General features: G+C 67.9%; 14 protein-coding genes. 3 read left to right on the top strand and 11 right to left on the bottom strand.

Translation table 11 applies throughout. The annotated features are described in order from the left end of the window. Window positions 1–82: 82 nt before the first annotated feature. The 4 genes from BEP68_RS06100 to truB are packed head-to-tail and all read right to left on the bottom strand — an operon-like array spanning window position 83 to window position 2,791. Window positions 83–1,036, bottom strand: coding sequence for a bifunctional riboflavin kinase/FAD synthetase (locus BEP68_RS06100; RefSeq protein ID WP_053095794.1), 954 nt, complete (start codon window positions 1,034–1,036; stop codon window positions 83–85). Beyond that, entirely contained in the window at window positions 1,033–1,479 is a 447-nt protein-coding gene (locus BEP68_RS06095) for a hypothetical protein (protein WP_261987734.1), read from the bottom strand. Before BEP68_RS06095 ends, BEP68_RS06100 begins: the two co-directional genes overlap by 4 nt. Window positions 1,480–1,532: 53 nt before the next feature. Then, window positions 1,533–1,901 carry a hypothetical protein gene (locus tag BEP68_RS06090; RefSeq protein ID WP_187249508.1) on the bottom strand — a complete coding sequence of 123 codons (369 nt, stop codon included), beginning with the start codon at window positions 1,899–1,901 and terminating at the stop codon, window positions 1,533–1,535. Continuing rightward, on the bottom strand, window positions 1,898–2,791 hold the full coding sequence (gene truB / locus BEP68_RS06085) for a tRNA pseudouridine(55) synthase TruB (protein ID WP_187249507.1): 894 nt from the start codon (window positions 2,789–2,791) through the stop codon (window positions 1,898–1,900). Before truB ends, BEP68_RS06090 begins: the two co-directional genes overlap by 4 nt. A gap of 104 nt (window positions 2,792–2,895) precedes the next feature. On the opposite strand from truB, the gene BEP68_RS06080 reads away from it, so the two are divergent. After that, a complete protein-coding gene (locus tag BEP68_RS06080) occupies window positions 2,896–3,795 on the top strand; it encodes an A/G-specific adenine glycosylase (RefSeq protein ID WP_187249506.1) in 900 nt (299 codons plus the stop codon). A 9-nt stretch (window positions 3,796–3,804) separates the two neighbouring features. On the opposite strand, the gene BEP68_RS18360 is transcribed toward BEP68_RS06080, so the two are convergent. The 5 genes from BEP68_RS18360 to nusA form a co-directional block, all read right to left on the bottom strand. Then, window positions 3,805–6,003, bottom strand: a complete 2,199-nt coding sequence (locus BEP68_RS18360; protein WP_187249505.1) for a helix-turn-helix transcriptional regulator — start codon at window positions 6,001–6,003, stop codon at window positions 3,805–3,807. A 64-nt stretch (window positions 6,004–6,067) separates the two neighbouring features. Then, window positions 6,068–6,502 carry a 30S ribosome-binding factor RbfA gene (rbfA, locus tag BEP68_RS06070; protein ID WP_053095788.1) on the bottom strand — a complete coding sequence of 145 codons (435 nt, stop codon included), beginning with the start codon at window positions 6,500–6,502 and terminating at the stop codon, window positions 6,068–6,070. A gap of 71 nt (window positions 6,503–6,573) precedes the next feature. After that, window positions 6,574–9,381 (bottom strand): translation initiation factor IF-2, encoded by a 2,808-nt coding sequence (gene infB / locus BEP68_RS06065; protein ID WP_187249504.1) that lies wholly within the window; start codon window positions 9,379–9,381, stop codon window positions 6,574–6,576. Between the two features lie 95 nt (window positions 9,382–9,476). Then, window positions 9,477–9,731 (bottom strand): YlxR family protein, encoded by a 255-nt coding sequence (locus BEP68_RS06060; protein ID WP_072591126.1) that lies wholly within the window; start codon window positions 9,729–9,731, stop codon window positions 9,477–9,479. Between the two features lie 59 nt (window positions 9,732–9,790). Then, window positions 9,791–10,774: a transcription termination factor NusA gene (gene nusA / locus BEP68_RS06055; protein ID WP_187249503.1), complete on the bottom strand. Its 984-nt coding sequence runs from the start codon at window positions 10,772–10,774 to the stop codon at window positions 9,791–9,793. Window positions 10,775–10,905: 131 nt separating this feature from the next. Here nusA and BEP68_RS06050 point away from each other — a divergent pair, with 131 nt between their 5' ends. Further along, window positions 10,906–12,261 carry a flavin monoamine oxidase family protein gene (locus BEP68_RS06050; RefSeq protein WP_082586622.1) on the top strand — a complete coding sequence of 452 codons (1,356 nt, stop codon included), beginning with the start codon at window positions 10,906–10,908 and terminating at the stop codon, window positions 12,259–12,261. On the opposite strand, the gene BEP68_RS06045 is transcribed toward BEP68_RS06050, so the two are convergent. Then, a complete protein-coding gene (locus BEP68_RS06045; protein ID WP_053095785.1) occupies window positions 12,230–13,270 on the bottom strand; it encodes a TIGR00730 family Rossman fold protein in 1,041 nt (346 codons plus the stop codon). The genes BEP68_RS06050 and BEP68_RS06045 overlap by 32 nt on opposite strands. Before the next feature lie 124 nt (window positions 13,271–13,394). Between BEP68_RS06045 and BEP68_RS06040 the strand changes: the two genes are divergently transcribed. After that, window positions 13,395–13,898, top strand: coding sequence for a pyridoxamine 5'-phosphate oxidase family protein (locus BEP68_RS06040; protein ID WP_053095784.1), 504 nt, complete (start codon window positions 13,395–13,397; stop codon window positions 13,896–13,898). Between the two features lie 63 nt (window positions 13,899–13,961). Here BEP68_RS06040 and BEP68_RS06035 read toward each other — a convergent pair whose 3' ends face one another. Then, complete coding sequence (locus BEP68_RS06035; protein WP_187249502.1) at window positions 13,962–15,719, bottom strand: proline--tRNA ligase; 1,758 nt, start codon at window positions 15,717–15,719, stop codon at window positions 13,962–13,964. Window positions 15,720–15,759 lie beyond the last annotated feature (40 nt).

Here is a 15,759-nt window from a genome sequence, read left to right as displayed (position 1 = left end):
GAGGATCAGGGACCACCGAGGCCCATTCTATGCCATGCCGCCTGAGCCACGCAGATCAGGACACGCAGAGTTCAGGGCGAGTTCAGCGGGCGTCGCGCGACAGGACGGTCTCGGCATCCGTCACGTCGGCGGCCATCTGGGATTTCAGCTTCTCGATCCCCTCGAACGCGACCATTCCGCGCAGACGCTCGACGAACTCGACGGTGACGTCGTGACCGTACAGATCGAGATCGGTCTCTCCGATCACGTGCGCCTCGACCTGACGTTCGAGTACGTCGTCGAAGGTGGGGTTGGTGCCGACCGAGATGGCAGCCCGGTGGCGGAGGCCGGTCTCGTGGTCTACGAGCCAGCCCGCGTAGACTCCGTCGGCCGGCACGAACGAGTCGACGGACGCCGAGAGGTTCGCCGTGGGGAAGCCGAGCTCGCGTCCGCGCTTGAGTCCGTGCACCACCTCCCCGCGCACGTCGACGTTGCGGTCGAGCACACGCGCGGCGGCGGTGACATCTCCGGCCATCAGCAGTTCCCTGATCCAGGTGGACGAGACCCGACGGTCGGAGCCGTCGAGGAAGACGTCGTCGACCACCTCTACGGTGAAGCCGTACTTCGGTCCGAGCTGTCGGAGGAGATCGGGGTTGCCCGCTCCGCCGCGGCCGAACCGGAAGTCCTCACCCACGAGAACGGTGGACACGTGCAGGGCACTGGTCAGGATGCCGGCGACGAAGTCCTCCGCGCTGCGCGCTGCGAGCTCCTCGTCGAACGTCAGAAGCAGCGTGGCGTCGAGCTCGAGCTCGCTCAGCAGCTCGATCTTCCGCTCGACCGTGACCACGTTCTCCGGGCAGCGGTCGGGCCGCAGCACGGCGAGCGGATTGCGGTCGAACGTGACGGCCACGGCGCGGATCCCCGACTCGGCAGCGATCTCCTTGAGGCGCCCGATCACCGCTCTGTGCCCCGCGTGGACGCCGTCGAACTTGCCGATCGCCACGGCGGAGGGACCGAAACCGGGGGGAACCTCGCTCGGGTCTCGGAAGACGATCATGCGCTCGCCTCGACACGGAGAGCGGAAGCGACCGCACGGGCCGGCCTATGCGTGCGCAGCCACCAGATGCCGAAGATCGGCAGCACGAGCGGGATGAACAGATACCCGCGCCCGAACATCGACCAGACCGTGTCGTGCGGAAAAAGCTCGGGGAAGAAGATGCTGAGCGAGCCGACCACGAGGACGCCGGCGAGCTCGAAGACGATCGCCACCCAGGCCACCGCGTACCAGCCGCGTCGATTCGCGAGAACGAGTGCCAACGTCGCCAGGATGTACACGACGGCAGCGAGTGCCGAGAGCGCATACGCGAGAGGCGCTTCGCCGAACTGGCGGAAGATCTGCACGAAGCTTCGCCCGGTCGCCGCCAGCGCCATCACGGCGTAGACGATCACGAGGACACGACCGATGCCGGTCATGCGGGAGGTGGGAACGGTGGTGCTCATAGCGTCCTCCATTCTAGATCCGGGCGGGAAGCCCCGGATGCCTCGCCGACCGGTCAGGCCACCTGGATGGTCCAGATCACGTGCATGCGCCAGATCATGATCGCGACGGCCAGCGCCGCCACCCCGAGGATCACCGTGCTCCAACGGCTCCTCTCCATCAGCGCCCAGATCACGGCGCCGATGGGGAGCAGCACCGCGGAGACGAGATAGACCCAGTACTCGAGCAGGTCGCCCGTCGGCGGGTTCCCCACCAGCGGCGCCACGATGGCGACGATCACCTGCACGACGAGGAGCAGCTCGACGAGCGCGAGCGCACCGACGGAGTAGTCGCTCGGACGTCGTCCGGCCAGGCCGAGTGACACGCAGAACAGTCCGGCCAGGGTCGCGACCGCCACCTGGGCGATCGTCAGCCAGAGGATCATCGAGCCGCCTCCGGCATGTTCATGGCGCTCTTGAGATCGGCACCGCGCCTCTCGACGACGCCGACCAGGACGCCGTCCTCGTCGATCGCAGCCGCGAGGGAGCCGGTCAGCCGATCCGCCTGACCGACCAGCCGCTTGCCGTGACGCAGATCTCTCGCTTCCTCTGCCGACACCGGCATCACGTCCAGGACCCTCGCGGCCGCAGCGGCCGGAGTCAGCAGCGCTGTCTCGACGACGCCGTCGACCGTCACGGCATCCGCGACGTCGAAGTCGCCGACTCGCGAGCGCCGAAGGGCCGTGAGATGCCCGCCGACCCCGAGCGCTGCCCCGAGATCACGAGCGAGGGAACGGATGTACGTGCCGGAGGAGCAGTCGACGACGACGTCGAGATCGAGGAACCCGTCACCGGAACGCTCCGCCAGAACCTCGAACCGCGACACTGTGACGTCACGAGCGGCCAACACGACCTCTTCGCCGGCCCGCACACGGTCGTACGCACGACGTCCGTCGACCTTGATCGCGGACACCGAGCTCGGAACCTGAGAGATCGCGCCGGTGAGCGCTTCGATCCCCGCCGCGACCCGATCGGGGGTGACCGAGTCCCAGGACCCCGCCGTGGCTCGGGTCAGGATCTCGCCGTCCGCATCGTCCGTGCCCGTCGTCTGTCCCAGTCGGATCGTCGCCTCGTAGGTCTTGTCCGCTCCGACGATGTAGGTGAGCAGTCGCGTCGCGCCCTCGACGCCGATCACGAGCAGACCCGTGGCCATGGGGTCGAGGGTTCCGGCGTGCCCGACCTTGCGAGTGCCGAGCGCACGTCGAGTGCGTGCGACGACGTCATGGCTGGTCAGCCCAGCTGGTTTGTCGACGAGGAGGATGCCGGGCGAGACCATCTCTCAAGCCTACGGTGCGCTCGAACTCCCCTCTGCCCGTCGCGACCCATGTCGACACCGTCCGCCGCTCTTCGGCGGGATCGGGGGTCGCCTAGGCTGACGAGGTGCCTTCGACTTCGCATCCACCCGCCGAGGTGTCCGAGCCTCTCGCGGACTGGTACCGGGGTGCCGCACGCGACCTGCCGTGGCGGCGCACGGAATTCCGCGAGGATTTCGGCGCGTGGGGGACGCTGGTCAGCGAGTTCATGCTGCAGCAGACGCCCGTGAACAGAGTGATACCGCACCTCGAGGCGTGGCTCGCCCGGTGGCCGACGCCCGCGGCCATGGCCGCCGCTTCACCCGCCGAGGTCGTGCAGCAGTGGGCCAACCTCGGCTACCCGCGCCGCGCACTCTGGCTGCATCGCGCGGCCATCGAGATCTCTGAGCGACACGGCGGCGTCGTCCCCAACGACATCGATGCCCTCCTCAAGCTCTCGGGCATCGGCGACTACACGGCCAGGGCTGTCGCTGTCTTCGCCTACGGCGACCGGCACCCCGTCGTCGACACGAACACTCGACGTGTGATGGCGCGCGCCATCCTCGGCCACGCACAGCCGGGACCGCCCTCGCGTCGCGACCTGGCGCTGATGGACTCGCTGCTGCCCGCCGATGTCGCAGAGTCCGCCGTGTTCAATGCGGCCGCGATGGAGCTGGGCGCGACGGTGTGCACGGCACGCTCGCCTCGCTGCGACGTCTGCCCGCTGAGCGACACATGCGCGTGGCTGGCCGCAGGGCGACCCGAGACCGGTGACACCCGCAGACGCCAAGCCGCCTTCGAGGGTTCTGACCGCCAGGCACGAGGAGCCGTGCTCCGGGTGCTGCGAACCGCCGCGCCCACCCCGGTGCTGATCGACTCCGTGCTGGCCGACTGGCCCGATCCGCTTCAGCGCGACCGTGCGATCGACTCGCTCATCGCCGACGGCCTCGCCGAGGCCGATGGCGAACTGCTGTCGCTTCCCCGCTGAGTCCGCCCGTCAGACGAACTGCCCGATGCGGTGAGCGAGCACCGTGAGCTCGACTCGGGTCCTCACCTCGAGCTTCACGAAGACCCGGCCGAGGTGCACCTCCACGGTGCGCACCGAAACGTGGAGCGCGTCCGCGATGTCGCGGTTAGAAGCTCCGCCGACCGCCAGCATCGCCACCTCGAACTCTCGAGCGGTGAGCATCGACTCCCACACTCGCCGGCACGAGGAGAGCGGGTCACCGCTGGCGGCAGCTCCGCCGGAGGCCTCCACCTGCTCCAGACGCACCGAGACCGCTCTCGCCCATGCCGTCGCACCGGAGACCTCGAGCAGGTTCCGTGCCATCGAGAGGTGCTCCCGTCCGAGACCCACGTCTCCCTTGATCAGCGACCTCGTGCCGATCATCGCCTCGACCCGTCCGCGCGAGAAAGGCGAGGTCAAGGTCCGTGCGGCGGCGACCACGACCGGCCGCGCAAGGCGCCACTCGTCGTCCGAGCAGCTGGTGATCTGCACGCGCAGCCGTTGCGCCAGAGCGATCTCGGGCGGTTCGATCCGCTGCGGGCTCCATGATCCGCCATGCGTGACCACGATCGCCTCCTCCAGCCCCGGCACCGACAGGGTCGGCTGAGGAGCGCCGCGATCCCTCCAGAGCCGCATGCACGCCGCGGCTTCGGCCGAGTGTCCCGACAGGAATGATTCGATCCCCCTGTCCACCAGCTGATCGATGCGCAGAGGGGCCGGGAGGGCGGCGGTGAGAGCCTTGGCGAACGGCCCCAGATGTCCGAGAACCGCGAGATCGAGGCGTCGCGCGATCACGACGCCGAGCCCGGCGAAAGGCAGCGCCACAGGCAGCTCGACGGCCGCACGAAGCATCCGGTCGCGCGCGGCGCCGATGTCTCCACGCCACATTAGGAGCAGCACCTCGGCGACCGCGCGGTACGCCGCGACGAGTGGACTGAGCTCGAAGCCGGCCACGAACGGGTCGACCTCGACGCCGACCGGCGAGTCACCTGCGGCGAGCAGGCTCAGCCCCCGGTCGACGTCCCCGTCGACCGCCGCTTGCAGAGCCGTCAACAGGCCGCCGGTGAGGGGCCCGGCCCCGCGAACGTCGTCCTTCTCGCGGTCGCCGATGACGAGCCAGGCCAGTGCGACGACCGGATCTCGGAGTTCGCGATCGGCTTCGACGCGCGCGCTCGCGTGACGGAGAGCGTCGAGCCACGAGCGCATCGTGCGACGGTCACCGCGTTCGGCGCACAACATCGCCGCGAAGGCAGCAGCTCGCGCCCAGGAGTACCAGTGCTCCGCGTCATCGCGATCCGGTCGGATCACGCTCATGTCGACCTCGGGAACTGACCCGCGCAGATGCGTCTCGGCGACGAGCAGCCCGCCGAGCCCCTGGAGCCGATAGAGCTCGTCGCCACCGGGGAAGAGACTTCCGAGCCGTCGCGCCGCCTCGACCGCGTGCCCGGCCGCGATGGCGGCGACACCGGCGACGAGGTTCGCCTCGTCCTGCTCGACCCCGCTCGAGTGGGCGGCGGCTTCTGCAGCGAGGTGGAAGGCGCGCTCGCTGAGTCCCGCCTCCGAATGCTCCCTGGCTATCCGTGTGAGCTCCCCGGCAGTCACCGGTTCGCCGTGCATCGCAGCTCGAGCGCTGTGCCAGTCGGCGTCCACCTGCTCGCCGCGTTCGTCGAAGAGTCGGTGGAGTCGCAGGTGCACTGCAGCAGCCGCGGAGGAGGGCGTCGTCGCTCGCAACCAGATCGCCAAGCGGGGGTCGGACAGACGGACGCGACCGGCGTGGATGTCGAGGAGCGCTCCGAGAGGGCCTGTGGTGAGCTCCGCGGCAGAACGACCGGCGAAACCGACCAGCGGATCCAGCCTGTCGTCGAGGCGCATCGACACCGCGATGAGCACCTCACGGTCGCTGTCGTCCAGCTCCAGCTGGGCGAAAAGCGTCTCGACCGATGACACCATCGGCAACGGTGAGGGGAGCGCCCTGAGCCCCTGCCGTTGAGCCCCGTCAAGACGAGCTGCGACGGCCAGGATCGTGGGAGGGTCCTCCGACAGCTCGGCAGCGAGTCGCGCCGCGACATGCGGCGCGCAGCTCAGGTCGTGCTCGAGGAGTTCCTCGAGAATCGTCTCGACAGCTGCCGGTGCGACCGGAGCTGTCCTCTGCGCACGCGAAACGTCGATGCTGAACTCCCCAGTCCCCACGGGCGACCGCCCGTTAGGCCGAGGTTACCAAGACTGCTCACACCCTCAGACGAGGGCGCGATATTCAGGCCTGCGTGTCGTCGTCTTCCTGGCGCAGGTACGGGTCTGCGTCACCGGCGTGCGAGGCGGAGGAGGCGAGCTTCGCCACGTCGGCATCGCGCTGCTGCGCCTCGCGAAGAAGCGCCGAGATGTGATCGGCGTTCTCGGGCAGCGCGTCGGGGATGAACTCGAGCGTCGGAACCAGGCGGGTGCTCAGCTGCTTCCCGACCTCGCTGCGGAGCATGCCGGTCGCGGAGGTCAGCGCCGCACCGCTGGAGAGGCGCTCCTCCTCGGTGCCCAGCACCGTGTAGAACACGGAGGCGTGCTGCAGGTCTCCGCTCACGCGGACGTCGGTGATGGTCACGAATCCGAGTCGCGGGTCGCGCAGACCCTTCTCCAGTCGCTCTGCGAGGATCACACGAATGCGATCGGCCAGACGTGCCTGTCGTTCACCAGCCATTGTTCTCTCCCTCTACGTACCCTTCGGGCGAGGGTGCATGACGCACCCTCGCCCGAAGATATCGAACTCGATCAGCTGCGAGGCTTCTCGACCAGCTCAGTGGTCTCGATCTCGTCGCCGATCTGGATGTCGTTGAACTTGCCGAGGCCGATACCGGCCTCGTAGTCCGTGCGAACCTCGGTGACGTCGTCCTTGAAGCGACGCAGCGACTCGATGGCGAGGCCATCGGCGATCACCACGCCGTCGCGGATGACGCGAGCCTTGGCGTTTCGCGTGATCGTTCCCGAGCGCACGATGACACCGGCGATGTTGCCGAACTTCGAGGAGCGGAACACCTCGCGGATCTCGGCGACACCCGACTGGACCTCTTCGTACTCCGGCTTGAGCATGCCCTTGAGCGAGCTCTCGATCTCGTCGATCGCGTTGTAGATCACCGAGTAGAACCGGATGTCCACGCCTTCACGCTGTGCACGCTCGCGCGCCTTCGTGTCGGGACGGACGTTGAAGCCCACGATGATCGCGTTGTCGATCGTCGCGAGGTTGACGTCGGACTCCGTGATCGCACCGACACCGCGGTGGATGATGCGGAGCTGCACCGAGTCGTCGACCTCGATCTTGAGAAGCGACTCCTCGAGCGCCTCGACGGCACCGGAGACGTCACCCTTGATGATGAGGTTGAGCGACTCGACCTTGCCCTCTTCGAGAGCACGGGTGAAGTCCTCGAGCGAGATGCGCTTGCGGGCCTTCGCCAGCTGCGCGTTGCGCTCGACAGCTTCACGCTTCTCGGCGATCTGACGGGCCATGCGGTCTTCCTCAGTGACGATGAAGACGTCGCCGGCACGCGGCACGGAGTTCAGACCCTGCACCTGCACGGGACGCGACGGGTAGGCCTCGAGGACCTGCTCGCCGTTCTCATCCGCCATCGCACGCACGCGGCCGTACGCCGTTCCGGCGACGATCGCGTCACCGACGCGCAGCGTTCCGGACTGGATGAGCACCGTGGCGACCGAACCGCGACCCTTGTCGAGCTTCGCCTCGATGGCGACACCGCGAGCGGCCTTGTTCGGGTTGGCGGTCAGGTCGAGGCCTGCATCGGCAGTGAGCAGCACCGCGTCCAGGAGCTCCTGGATTCCGGTGTTCGCACGGGCCGAGACGTCGACGAACATGACATCTCCGCCATACTCCTCTGCGACCAGGCCGTACTCGGTGAGCTGCTGGCGCACCTTGGCCGGGTTGGCGTCGGGCTTGTCGACCTTGTTCACCGCGACCACGATCGGCACGTTCGCCGCCTGGGCGTGGTTGAGCGCCTCGACCGTCTGCGGCATGATGCCGTCGTCGGCCGCGACCACGAGGATCGCGAGGTCGGTGACCTGCGCTCCACGAGCACGCATGGCCGTGAAGGCCTCGTGACCCGGGGTGTCGATGAAGGTGATGGCACGCTCGATGCCCTCGTGCTCCGTCCACACCTGGTACGCACCGATGTGCTGGGTGATGCCGCCGGCTTCACCCTCGATGACGTTGGTCTGACGGATGGCGTCGAGAAGGCGCGTCTTACCGTGGTCGACGTGGCCCATGACGGTGACCACCGGAGGACGGATCTCGAGGTCGTCCTCGCTCTCCTCCTCGAGCTCCTGCTCGAGGTTGAGACCGAAGCCCTCGAGGAGCTCCTTGTCCTCGTCCTCGGGCGAGACCATCTGGATCTTGTATCCGAGCTCCGCACCCAGGACCTCGAACGTCGCCTCATCCAGCGACTCGGTGGCCGTGGCCATCTCGCCGAGGTTGAAGAGGATCGTCACGAGGGTTCCGGGCTGGACCGTGTAGCCGGTCAGCGTCTCGATCTTGTCGGCGAAGTCCGAGATCGACGCGCCGCGGCGCATACGGATGATCTCCCCGTTACCGCGGGTGACGTTGACGCCACCGACGACCGGGGCGCTCCGCATCTCGAATTCCTGCCGCTTCGCCCGCCGCGACTTGCGCTGCTTGCTCTTGCCGCCGCCCTTGCCGAAGGCACCTGCGGTACCTCCACCGGGACCACGACCGCGACCTCCACCGCCACCGGGACGACCTGCGAAGCCTCCACCGGGACGAGCGCCGGGACCTGCACCGGGTCCACCGGCACCGCCGGGACGACCGGGTCCACCCGGACGCTGCTGGAACGGTGCGCCACCGGGACGACCGCCCTGACCGCCGCGCGGGGCGCCGGGACGGGGGGAACCGGGACGAGGTGCACCCGGACGCGGCGCGCCGGGACGCGGAGCCTGCGGACGCGGGATGTTGCCCGGCGTCGGGCGCTGGCCCATCCCCTGCGCGGAGGCGAAGGGGTTGTTGCCGGGTCGCGGTCCGTTGGGCCGCTGACCCATGCCCTGAGCGGACGAGAACGGGTTGTTGCCCGGGCGCGGGGCGCCGGGCTTGGGTGCGCCGCCGTCAGCGGGCTTGGAAGCTGCGCTGTCTGCGGACTGGGGAGCTGCCGGCGTGGCGGCAGCGGGAGCGGCGGCCTCGGCCGGAGCTTCGGGTGCCGGAGCGGCAGCAGGTGCCTCGGGCGCGGGCGCGGGCTTGGGCCCGGGCTTCGGTCCGGGTGTCGGTGCACCGGCACCGGGCTTGGCAGCACCGGGCTTGGCAGCACCGGGCTTGGCAGCACCGGGCTTGGCAGCACCGGGCTTGGCTGCACCGGGCTTCGCTGCGGCGGGAGCCGCATCCGCGGAGCCCTTCAGCGAGGCGTCCGACTCGATGGCAGCGCGAAGCTTGCGCGCCACCGGCGGTTCGATGGTCGAAGAGGGGCTCTTGACGAACTCTCCGAGTTCCTTGAGCTTTGCAAGTGCGATCTTGCTGTCGACGCCGAGTTCGGCGGCGATCTCGTGTACGCGTGGTTTACCAGCCACAATTCTCCTGTCTGGGGTCGGTCCACCCAGACAGGGCAGACCACTAGTCGCGGACGGGTCTCATTTCGAGCCGTTCACTTTGTTTCCATAGCCGTTCAGCCTTTGTTTCTTGGTGGGTGCTGTTCGATGATCCGCGTGTCCAGATCGCTGGAGACGCGCAGTGCTCTTCCGAAAGCCCGGCGCCGCAGAGCGGCATCCACGCATTCCGGTGTCGGATGGACCCACGCGCCTCGCCCTGGCAGAACGGCGCGCTCATCGAGGATGAGGATGTCGTTCTGGGACACCACTCTGAGAAGAGCGGCGCGGGGAGCACGCGTGCGACAGCCGACGCACGTTCGTACGGGTTCCATCTTACACCTGTGTTCCCGTCCGACTCGCGCGGCTGGCGCGAGTCGGACGTGGCGAGCGGTCAGTCCAGGATGCTGTCCGGCTGGATGTCGATCTTCGCTCCGGTGAGCTTGGCAGCCAGACGGGCGTTCTGCCCCTCCTTGCCGATCGCGAGCGAGAGCTGATAGTCGGGCACGAGTGCACGCACGGCCCTGGTGTTCGCGTCGAGGATGAACGAGCTCGTCACCTTGGCGGGCGAGAGGGCGTTCGCGACGAACGCGGCGAGCTCCGGGTCGTGATCGACGATGTCGATCTTCTCGCCGGCCAGCTCCTCGGTGACGGCACGAACGCGTCGGCCCATCTCGCCGATGCAGGCGCCCTTCGCGTTGATCGCCGGGTCGTTCGCACGGACGGCGATCTTGGTGCGGTGGCCGGCCTCACGAGCCAGCGAGACGATCTCCACGAGACCTGCGGCGATCTCGGGCACCTCGAGCGCGAACAGCTTGCGGACGAGACCGGGGTGCGTGCGCGAGACGGTGATCTGCGGTCCCTTGAGACCCTTCGCGACGCTGGTCACGTAGACGCGGAGGCGCGACCCGTGGGTGTACTCCTCGCCCGGCACCTGCTCCTCCGGAGGAAGGATCGCCTCAACGGCTCCGAGATCGACGTGGATCATGCGGGGATTCGGTCCCTGCTGGATCACGCCGGCGACGATGTCGCCTTCCTTCTCCTTGAAGTCTCCCAGCACGACATCATCCGCGATGTCCCGCAGGCGCTGGCTGATGACCTGCTTGGCGGCGAAGGCCGCGATACGTCCGAAGTCATTCGGCGTCGCGTCCTCTTCGCCGATGATCGCGCCCTCTTCGTCCTTGACGACCTGCAGCACGGCGACGTGCCCGGTGCGACGATCGAGTTCGACGCGGACGCCCTCGGGGGTGGCGCCGTCGTCCGAGACGTGCTTGGAGTAGGCGGTCAGGATGGCCTGTTCGATGATCGAGACCAGCTCATCGAAGGGGATCGCCTTCTCCTTCTCGATCCCACGCAGCAGACTCAGTTCGATATCCATGACGACTCCCTATTCAGCTCTCGTCGCGCGGGTGTTCACGCGCGACATCCGTACCACGATACCCTGTGCCCACCGCCCGATGCCACGGAGGCGGCCGCACCGACGCGGTGCCGAGCGCGCAGGAGGACTCAGTGACGACGTACGACACCATCGTGATCGGGGCAGGGATGTCGGGTGTGACGGCGGCCCGCATGCTCGACGACGCCGGAGCCGACGTCATCGTCCTCGAGGCGAGGGATCGCGTCGGGGGCAGGATGCACACCGACCGCGCTGCGGGTTTTCCCGTCGATCGCGGTGCGTCATGGGTCCACGGCATCGACGACTCCCCGCTGTGGGATCTCGTGCAGGCGCTCGGCATCCCCACCCTCGAGTACACCGTCGGCAGCTTCCAGGCCGGAGGCAGGCCGATCGAGAACTTCGACGGGGAGGGCAGGGCGATGGATCCTGCGAGCACTTCTCAGTGGGTCGCCGATGTCGAGCAAGCAGATCGACTGTTGGCTGAGGAGATCACCCGGTCCTCCCCCGGCGACACCTATCTGGATGTCACGGAGCGCGCGCTCGACCGCTCGGGCTTCGAGCCGGAGCGCATCGATGAGGTCCGCGAGTTCTTCCGTCACCGCGTCGAGGAGCAGTGCGGTGCATGGGTCGGGGACCTCGACGCGCACGGGCTCGACGAGGATGCGATCGACGGCGACGAGGTCATCTTCCCGCGCGGCTACGACGAGCTCCCGCGTCGGATCGCCGCCGGTCTCGACATCCGACTCGGTCACGTCGTCACCCGCATCGAGCGGACCGACCGGGGCGTCACCGTGTCGACCCGGAACGGAGAGTTCTCGGCCCGCAACGCGCTGGTGACCGTGCCGCTCGGCGTGCTCAAGGCGGAGTCGATCGAGTTCGCCCCTCCCCTGCCCGAGGCTGTCGCCGGACCGATCGCTCGACTGGGCATGGGCGTGTTCAACAAGGTGTTCATCCAGTTCCCGGAGCGCTTCTGGCGCGAGGACAGCTACGTTCTCCGGGCGCTCGGCGAGGCCGGTGAGCACTGGCACTCCTGGTACGACGTCTCGGCGGTCAGCGGGATCCCGACGTTGCTGACCTTCGCCGCCGGCCCGTTCGGCCGCCGGATGCAGGATCTGTCGGATGAGGAGGTCGTCGCGGACGTCGTGAGCGCCCTGCGGTTCCTCTACCCGGATGCCGTCGGCGACCCCACCGCGCACTGGATCACGCGATGGGGACAGGACGAGTTCTCGAACGGGTCGTACTCGCATCTCGCGGTCGGCTCGTCACACCACGACCACGACGAGCTCGCGGGGCCGGTCGACGCAGTGCTGCACTTCGCCGGTGAGGCGACATGGGGCGACGAGCCGGCGACCGTGGGGGCCGCGTACTACTCGGGGCACCGCGCCGCTGAGCGCATTCTCGGTCGGTCGATCGACCTGGCGGAATTCGCGGCAGGCATCACAGCGCGGGAGCGGACTCCAGCGAGTTGATCGCGCCGATCAGACGGAACAGGTTGCCGACCTGTCGCTGGTCGAGATGCAGGGAGAGACGAGGAAGGTGCAGCAGATCGTCGTCTGCGACCTCCGGCGACCGCGGAGCTGTCCGTTCGATCCGTCCGCTCGCCAGCATCCCGGCGAACCGGTCGTTGAGATCCTCGAGCTCTTCGTCCGTCGGCTCTCCACGCAGTCTCAGCACGAGCGAGTCCCCCACCCAGCGCAACGAGTCGTAGTTGCGCCAGAACCCGGCGATCACGGCGGCTGCCGACTCGACGGAGTCGGTGATGACCACGCGATCGAAGTCGCCCTCGGAGATCACCCCTGTCGGCGCCAGGTCCTCGTCGATGAATCGCTTGAGGCCGTTCCAGAACGTGCCTCCCGGCTCGTCGAGCAGCACGATCGGCGTCGGCTCGGCCTTTCCGGTCTGCTGGAGGGTCAGCAGCTCGAACATCTCGTCGAGCGTGCCGAATCCGCCAGGGAGACAGATGAAGCCGCTGGACTCCTTGATGAGCATGAGTTTGCGGGTGAAGAAGTACTTCATCGCCACCACATGCTCGCTCGCCGCGATCAGGCTGTTGGCCTTCTCCTCGAACGGCAGCCTGATCGACACGCCGAGCGAGAGCGCGGGGCCGGCACCTTCAGCGGCAGCCTGCATGATTCCCGGTCCTGCACCGGTCACCACCATCCATCCGTCCGCTGCGAGAGCAGCCGCGACATCACGCGCCTGGACGTAGAGCGGATCGTCGTGGAGGGTACGCGCCGAGCCGAACACCGTGACCTTCGGCACCCCTTCGAACGGTGCGAACAAGCGGAAGGCGTCCCGCATCTCGGCGAGGGCGGCGGAGGCGATCTTGAGATCGAGGCGGTTCGTGCCGTCCTCCCCCAGCAGGACCGCTGTGCGCATCATGCGCATCACGAGTCTGCGATCGGTCTTGACCCCTGCTTCGTCGAGGACGTTGTTGATCTCGGCGCTCAGCGACGCCGTCAGCGGTTCGTCGGTCATGCCCTCAGCCTGTCATGGGAGCGCGTCGGGCGGGCCGCCGCAACGCCGCCCTCCGCCCTCACCACGCTCACGTCCCCGTGTCAATGCCCGTGCCAAGTCTGGTCTCCTGCGGGACAGTGGCTGCATGACAGAGATCACTGGACCGGAAGCACTGGCACGCGTCACCGAACTCGTCGAGGACATCGACTTCACGATGCTGACGACCACCGACGACGACGGCAACCTTGTGAGCAGGCCGATGTCGACCCGGCAGATGGACGACGCCGGCGACATCTGGTTCTTCACCGCCGAAGACACCGAGAAGGTCGAGGAGGCGCGCGCCCATCGACAGGTCGGCCTCTCGTACTGCGACGCGAAGGGCATGCGATACGTGTCGGTGGCCGGCAACGCGTCCGTGGTGCACGACCGCGCGAAGATGGAAGAGCTCTATTCGCCCTCGCTCGACATCTGGTTCGAGGACGGGCTGGACACTCCCGGCATCGCACTTCTCAAGGTGACGCCGACGGTGACCGAGTTCTGGGAGCCCTCCAAGGGCAAGATCGCGATGGCGGCCGGCGCGCTCAAGGCCCTCGTGACCAAGGACACGCCCGATGACGACATCATGAACCACGGCCGGATCGTCTGCTGACGTCCGCTCCGAACGACAGAATGCCGCGCACCCGGTGAGGTGCGCGGCATTCTGTCGTCGAGGTCAGCGCCGGGTCAGCTGATCGACGGCGTCGGCGACGGACACCGCGCTGCGATCCCCCGTGCGCCGGTCCCACAGCTCGACCTGACCGTCCGCGGCCCCTCGGCCGACGATGACGATCTGCGGAACGCCGACGAGCTCGGCGTCTCCGAACTTGACTCCGGGCGAGACCTTCGGGCGGTCGTCGTAGAGCACGTCGAGACCGGCGGACTCGAGCTGAGCGGAGAGCTCAGCTGCCACGTCGAAGGCCACCTGGTCACGACCGGCAGCCACGACCTGCACATCGAAGGGCGCGACCGATGCCGGCCAGATGAGACCCTTCTCGTCGTTGTTCAACTCGGCGATGATCGCCAGGATGCGCGTCACGCCGATGCCGTACGACCCCATCGTGACCGTGACGAGCTTGCCGTTCTCGTTGAGCACCTTGAGTCCGAGCGCGTCCGCGTACTTGCGACCCAGCTGGAACACGTGACCGATCTCCATTCCGCGTGCGAGCTCGACCGGACCGGAGCCGTCAGGAGCCGGATCGCCCGCGCGGACGTCGGCGATCTCGACGATGCCGTCGGCGAAGAAGTCACGTCCGGCGACAACCGAATGCGCGTGCTTCTCGTCGAGGTTCGCACCGGTGATCCAGCTCGTGCCCTCGCTCACACGGGGGTCGACCAGGTAGCGGATGCCGGTAGCCGATTCCTCGCCGAGCACAGCTCCCGTGGGCGACCAGGGGCCGATGTAGCCCTTGACGAGCAGCGGATTCCTCTCGAAGTCGTCTGCCGTGGCGGTCTCGACCTCGGCGGGCGCGAACGCGACCTCGGCCCGCTTCTCGTCGACCTCGCGGTCGCCGGGGATGCCGACGACGACGAGTTCACGGGTGCCGTCGAGGTGCGTGAGCGCGAGCACGACGTTCTTGAGCGTGTCCGCAGCCGTGTAGTCGCCGTCGAGGTGCACGTTCGAGTGCGCGACGAGAGTCTCGATCGTGGGCGTGTTCGGCGAGTCGAAGATCACCGGTGCCGCATCCGCGTCGAACGCGATGGCGTCGGGAACGGCGGTCGTGAATGCCTCCACATTGGCGGCGTATCCGCCGGCGCTGCGGACGAACGTGTCCTCGCCGACGGGAGTCGGGTGCAGGAATTCCTCGCTCCGCGAACCGCCCATCGCTCCGGCATCCGCCTGGACGATGACGTACTCGAGACCCAGGCGCTGGAAGATGCGCTCGTAGGCATCGCGCTGAGCCTGGTAGCTGAGATCGAGACCCTCATCGGAGGAATCGAACGAATAGGCGTCCTTCATCGTGAACTCGCGTCCGCGAAGCAGTCCTGCCCGCGGACGCGCCTCATCGCGGTACTTGTCCTGGATCTGGTAGAGCGTGAGGGGAAGATCCTTGTACGACGAGTACAGGTCCTTCACGAGCAGCGTGAAGGCCTCTTCGTGCGTCGGGGCGAGCAGGTAGTCGCCGCCCTTGCGGTCCTGGAGACGGAACAGCAGGTCGCCGTACTCGTCCCAGCGTCCGGTCGCCTCATACGACTCGCGGGGCATGAGAGCCGGGAAGTGCACCTCCTGTGCGCCTGCCGCGGCCATCTCCTCGCGGACGACGGTCTCGATCTTGGCCTTCACGCGGAGGCCCAGCGGGAGCCACGCGAAGATACCGGCAGCCTGCGGCCGGATGCACCCGGCGCGGATCAGCAGCTTGTGGCTCGCGACCTCTGCGCCTGCAGGGTCTTCACGGAGCGTGCGGAGGAAGAATTTCGATAGACGAGTGACCACCGGGCAAGTCTACTGACCGGTGGTCGCTCGTTTTCGCGAT

It is taken from the genome of Microbacterium sp. 4-7, from assembly GCF_014332665.1.
GTDB lineage: Bacteria > Actinomycetota > Actinomycetes > Actinomycetales > Microbacteriaceae > Microbacterium.
The sequence above is the reverse complement of the archived record's forward strand: the minus strand, read 5'-3'. Positions and strand labels throughout refer to the sequence as shown.

Coding starts and splice junctions, on each gene's coding strand:
- BEP68_RS06045 (WP_053095785.1), bottom strand. CDS start 13,270: ATGACCGACGAACCGCTGACGGCGTCGCTGAGCGCCGAGATCAACAAC.
- BEP68_RS06100 (WP_053095794.1), bottom strand. CDS start 1,036: ATGATCGTCTTCCGAGACCCGAGCGAGGTTCCCCCCGGTTTCGGTCCC.
- BEP68_RS06060 (WP_072591126.1), bottom strand. CDS start 9,731: ATGGAACCCGTACGAACGTGCGTCGGCTGTCGCACGCGTGCTCCCCGC.
- BEP68_RS06040 (WP_053095784.1), top strand. CDS start 13,395: ATGACAGAGATCACTGGACCGGAAGCACTGGCACGCGTCACCGAACTC.
- truB (WP_187249507.1), bottom strand. CDS start 2,791: ATGGTCTCGCCCGGCATCCTCCTCGTCGACAAACCAGCTGGGCTGACC.
- nusA (WP_187249503.1), bottom strand. CDS start 10,774: ATGGATATCGAACTGAGTCTGCTGCGTGGGATCGAGAAGGAGAAGGCG.
- BEP68_RS06095 (WP_261987734.1), bottom strand. CDS start 1,479: ATGAGCACCACCGTTCCCACCTCCCGCATGACCGGCATCGGTCGTGTC.
- rbfA (WP_053095788.1), bottom strand. CDS start 6,502: ATGGCTGGTGAACGACAGGCACGTCTGGCCGATCGCATTCGTGTGATC.
- BEP68_RS06090 (WP_187249508.1), bottom strand. CDS start 1,901: ATGATCCTCTGGCTGACGATCGCCCAGGTGGCGGTCGCGACCCTGGCC.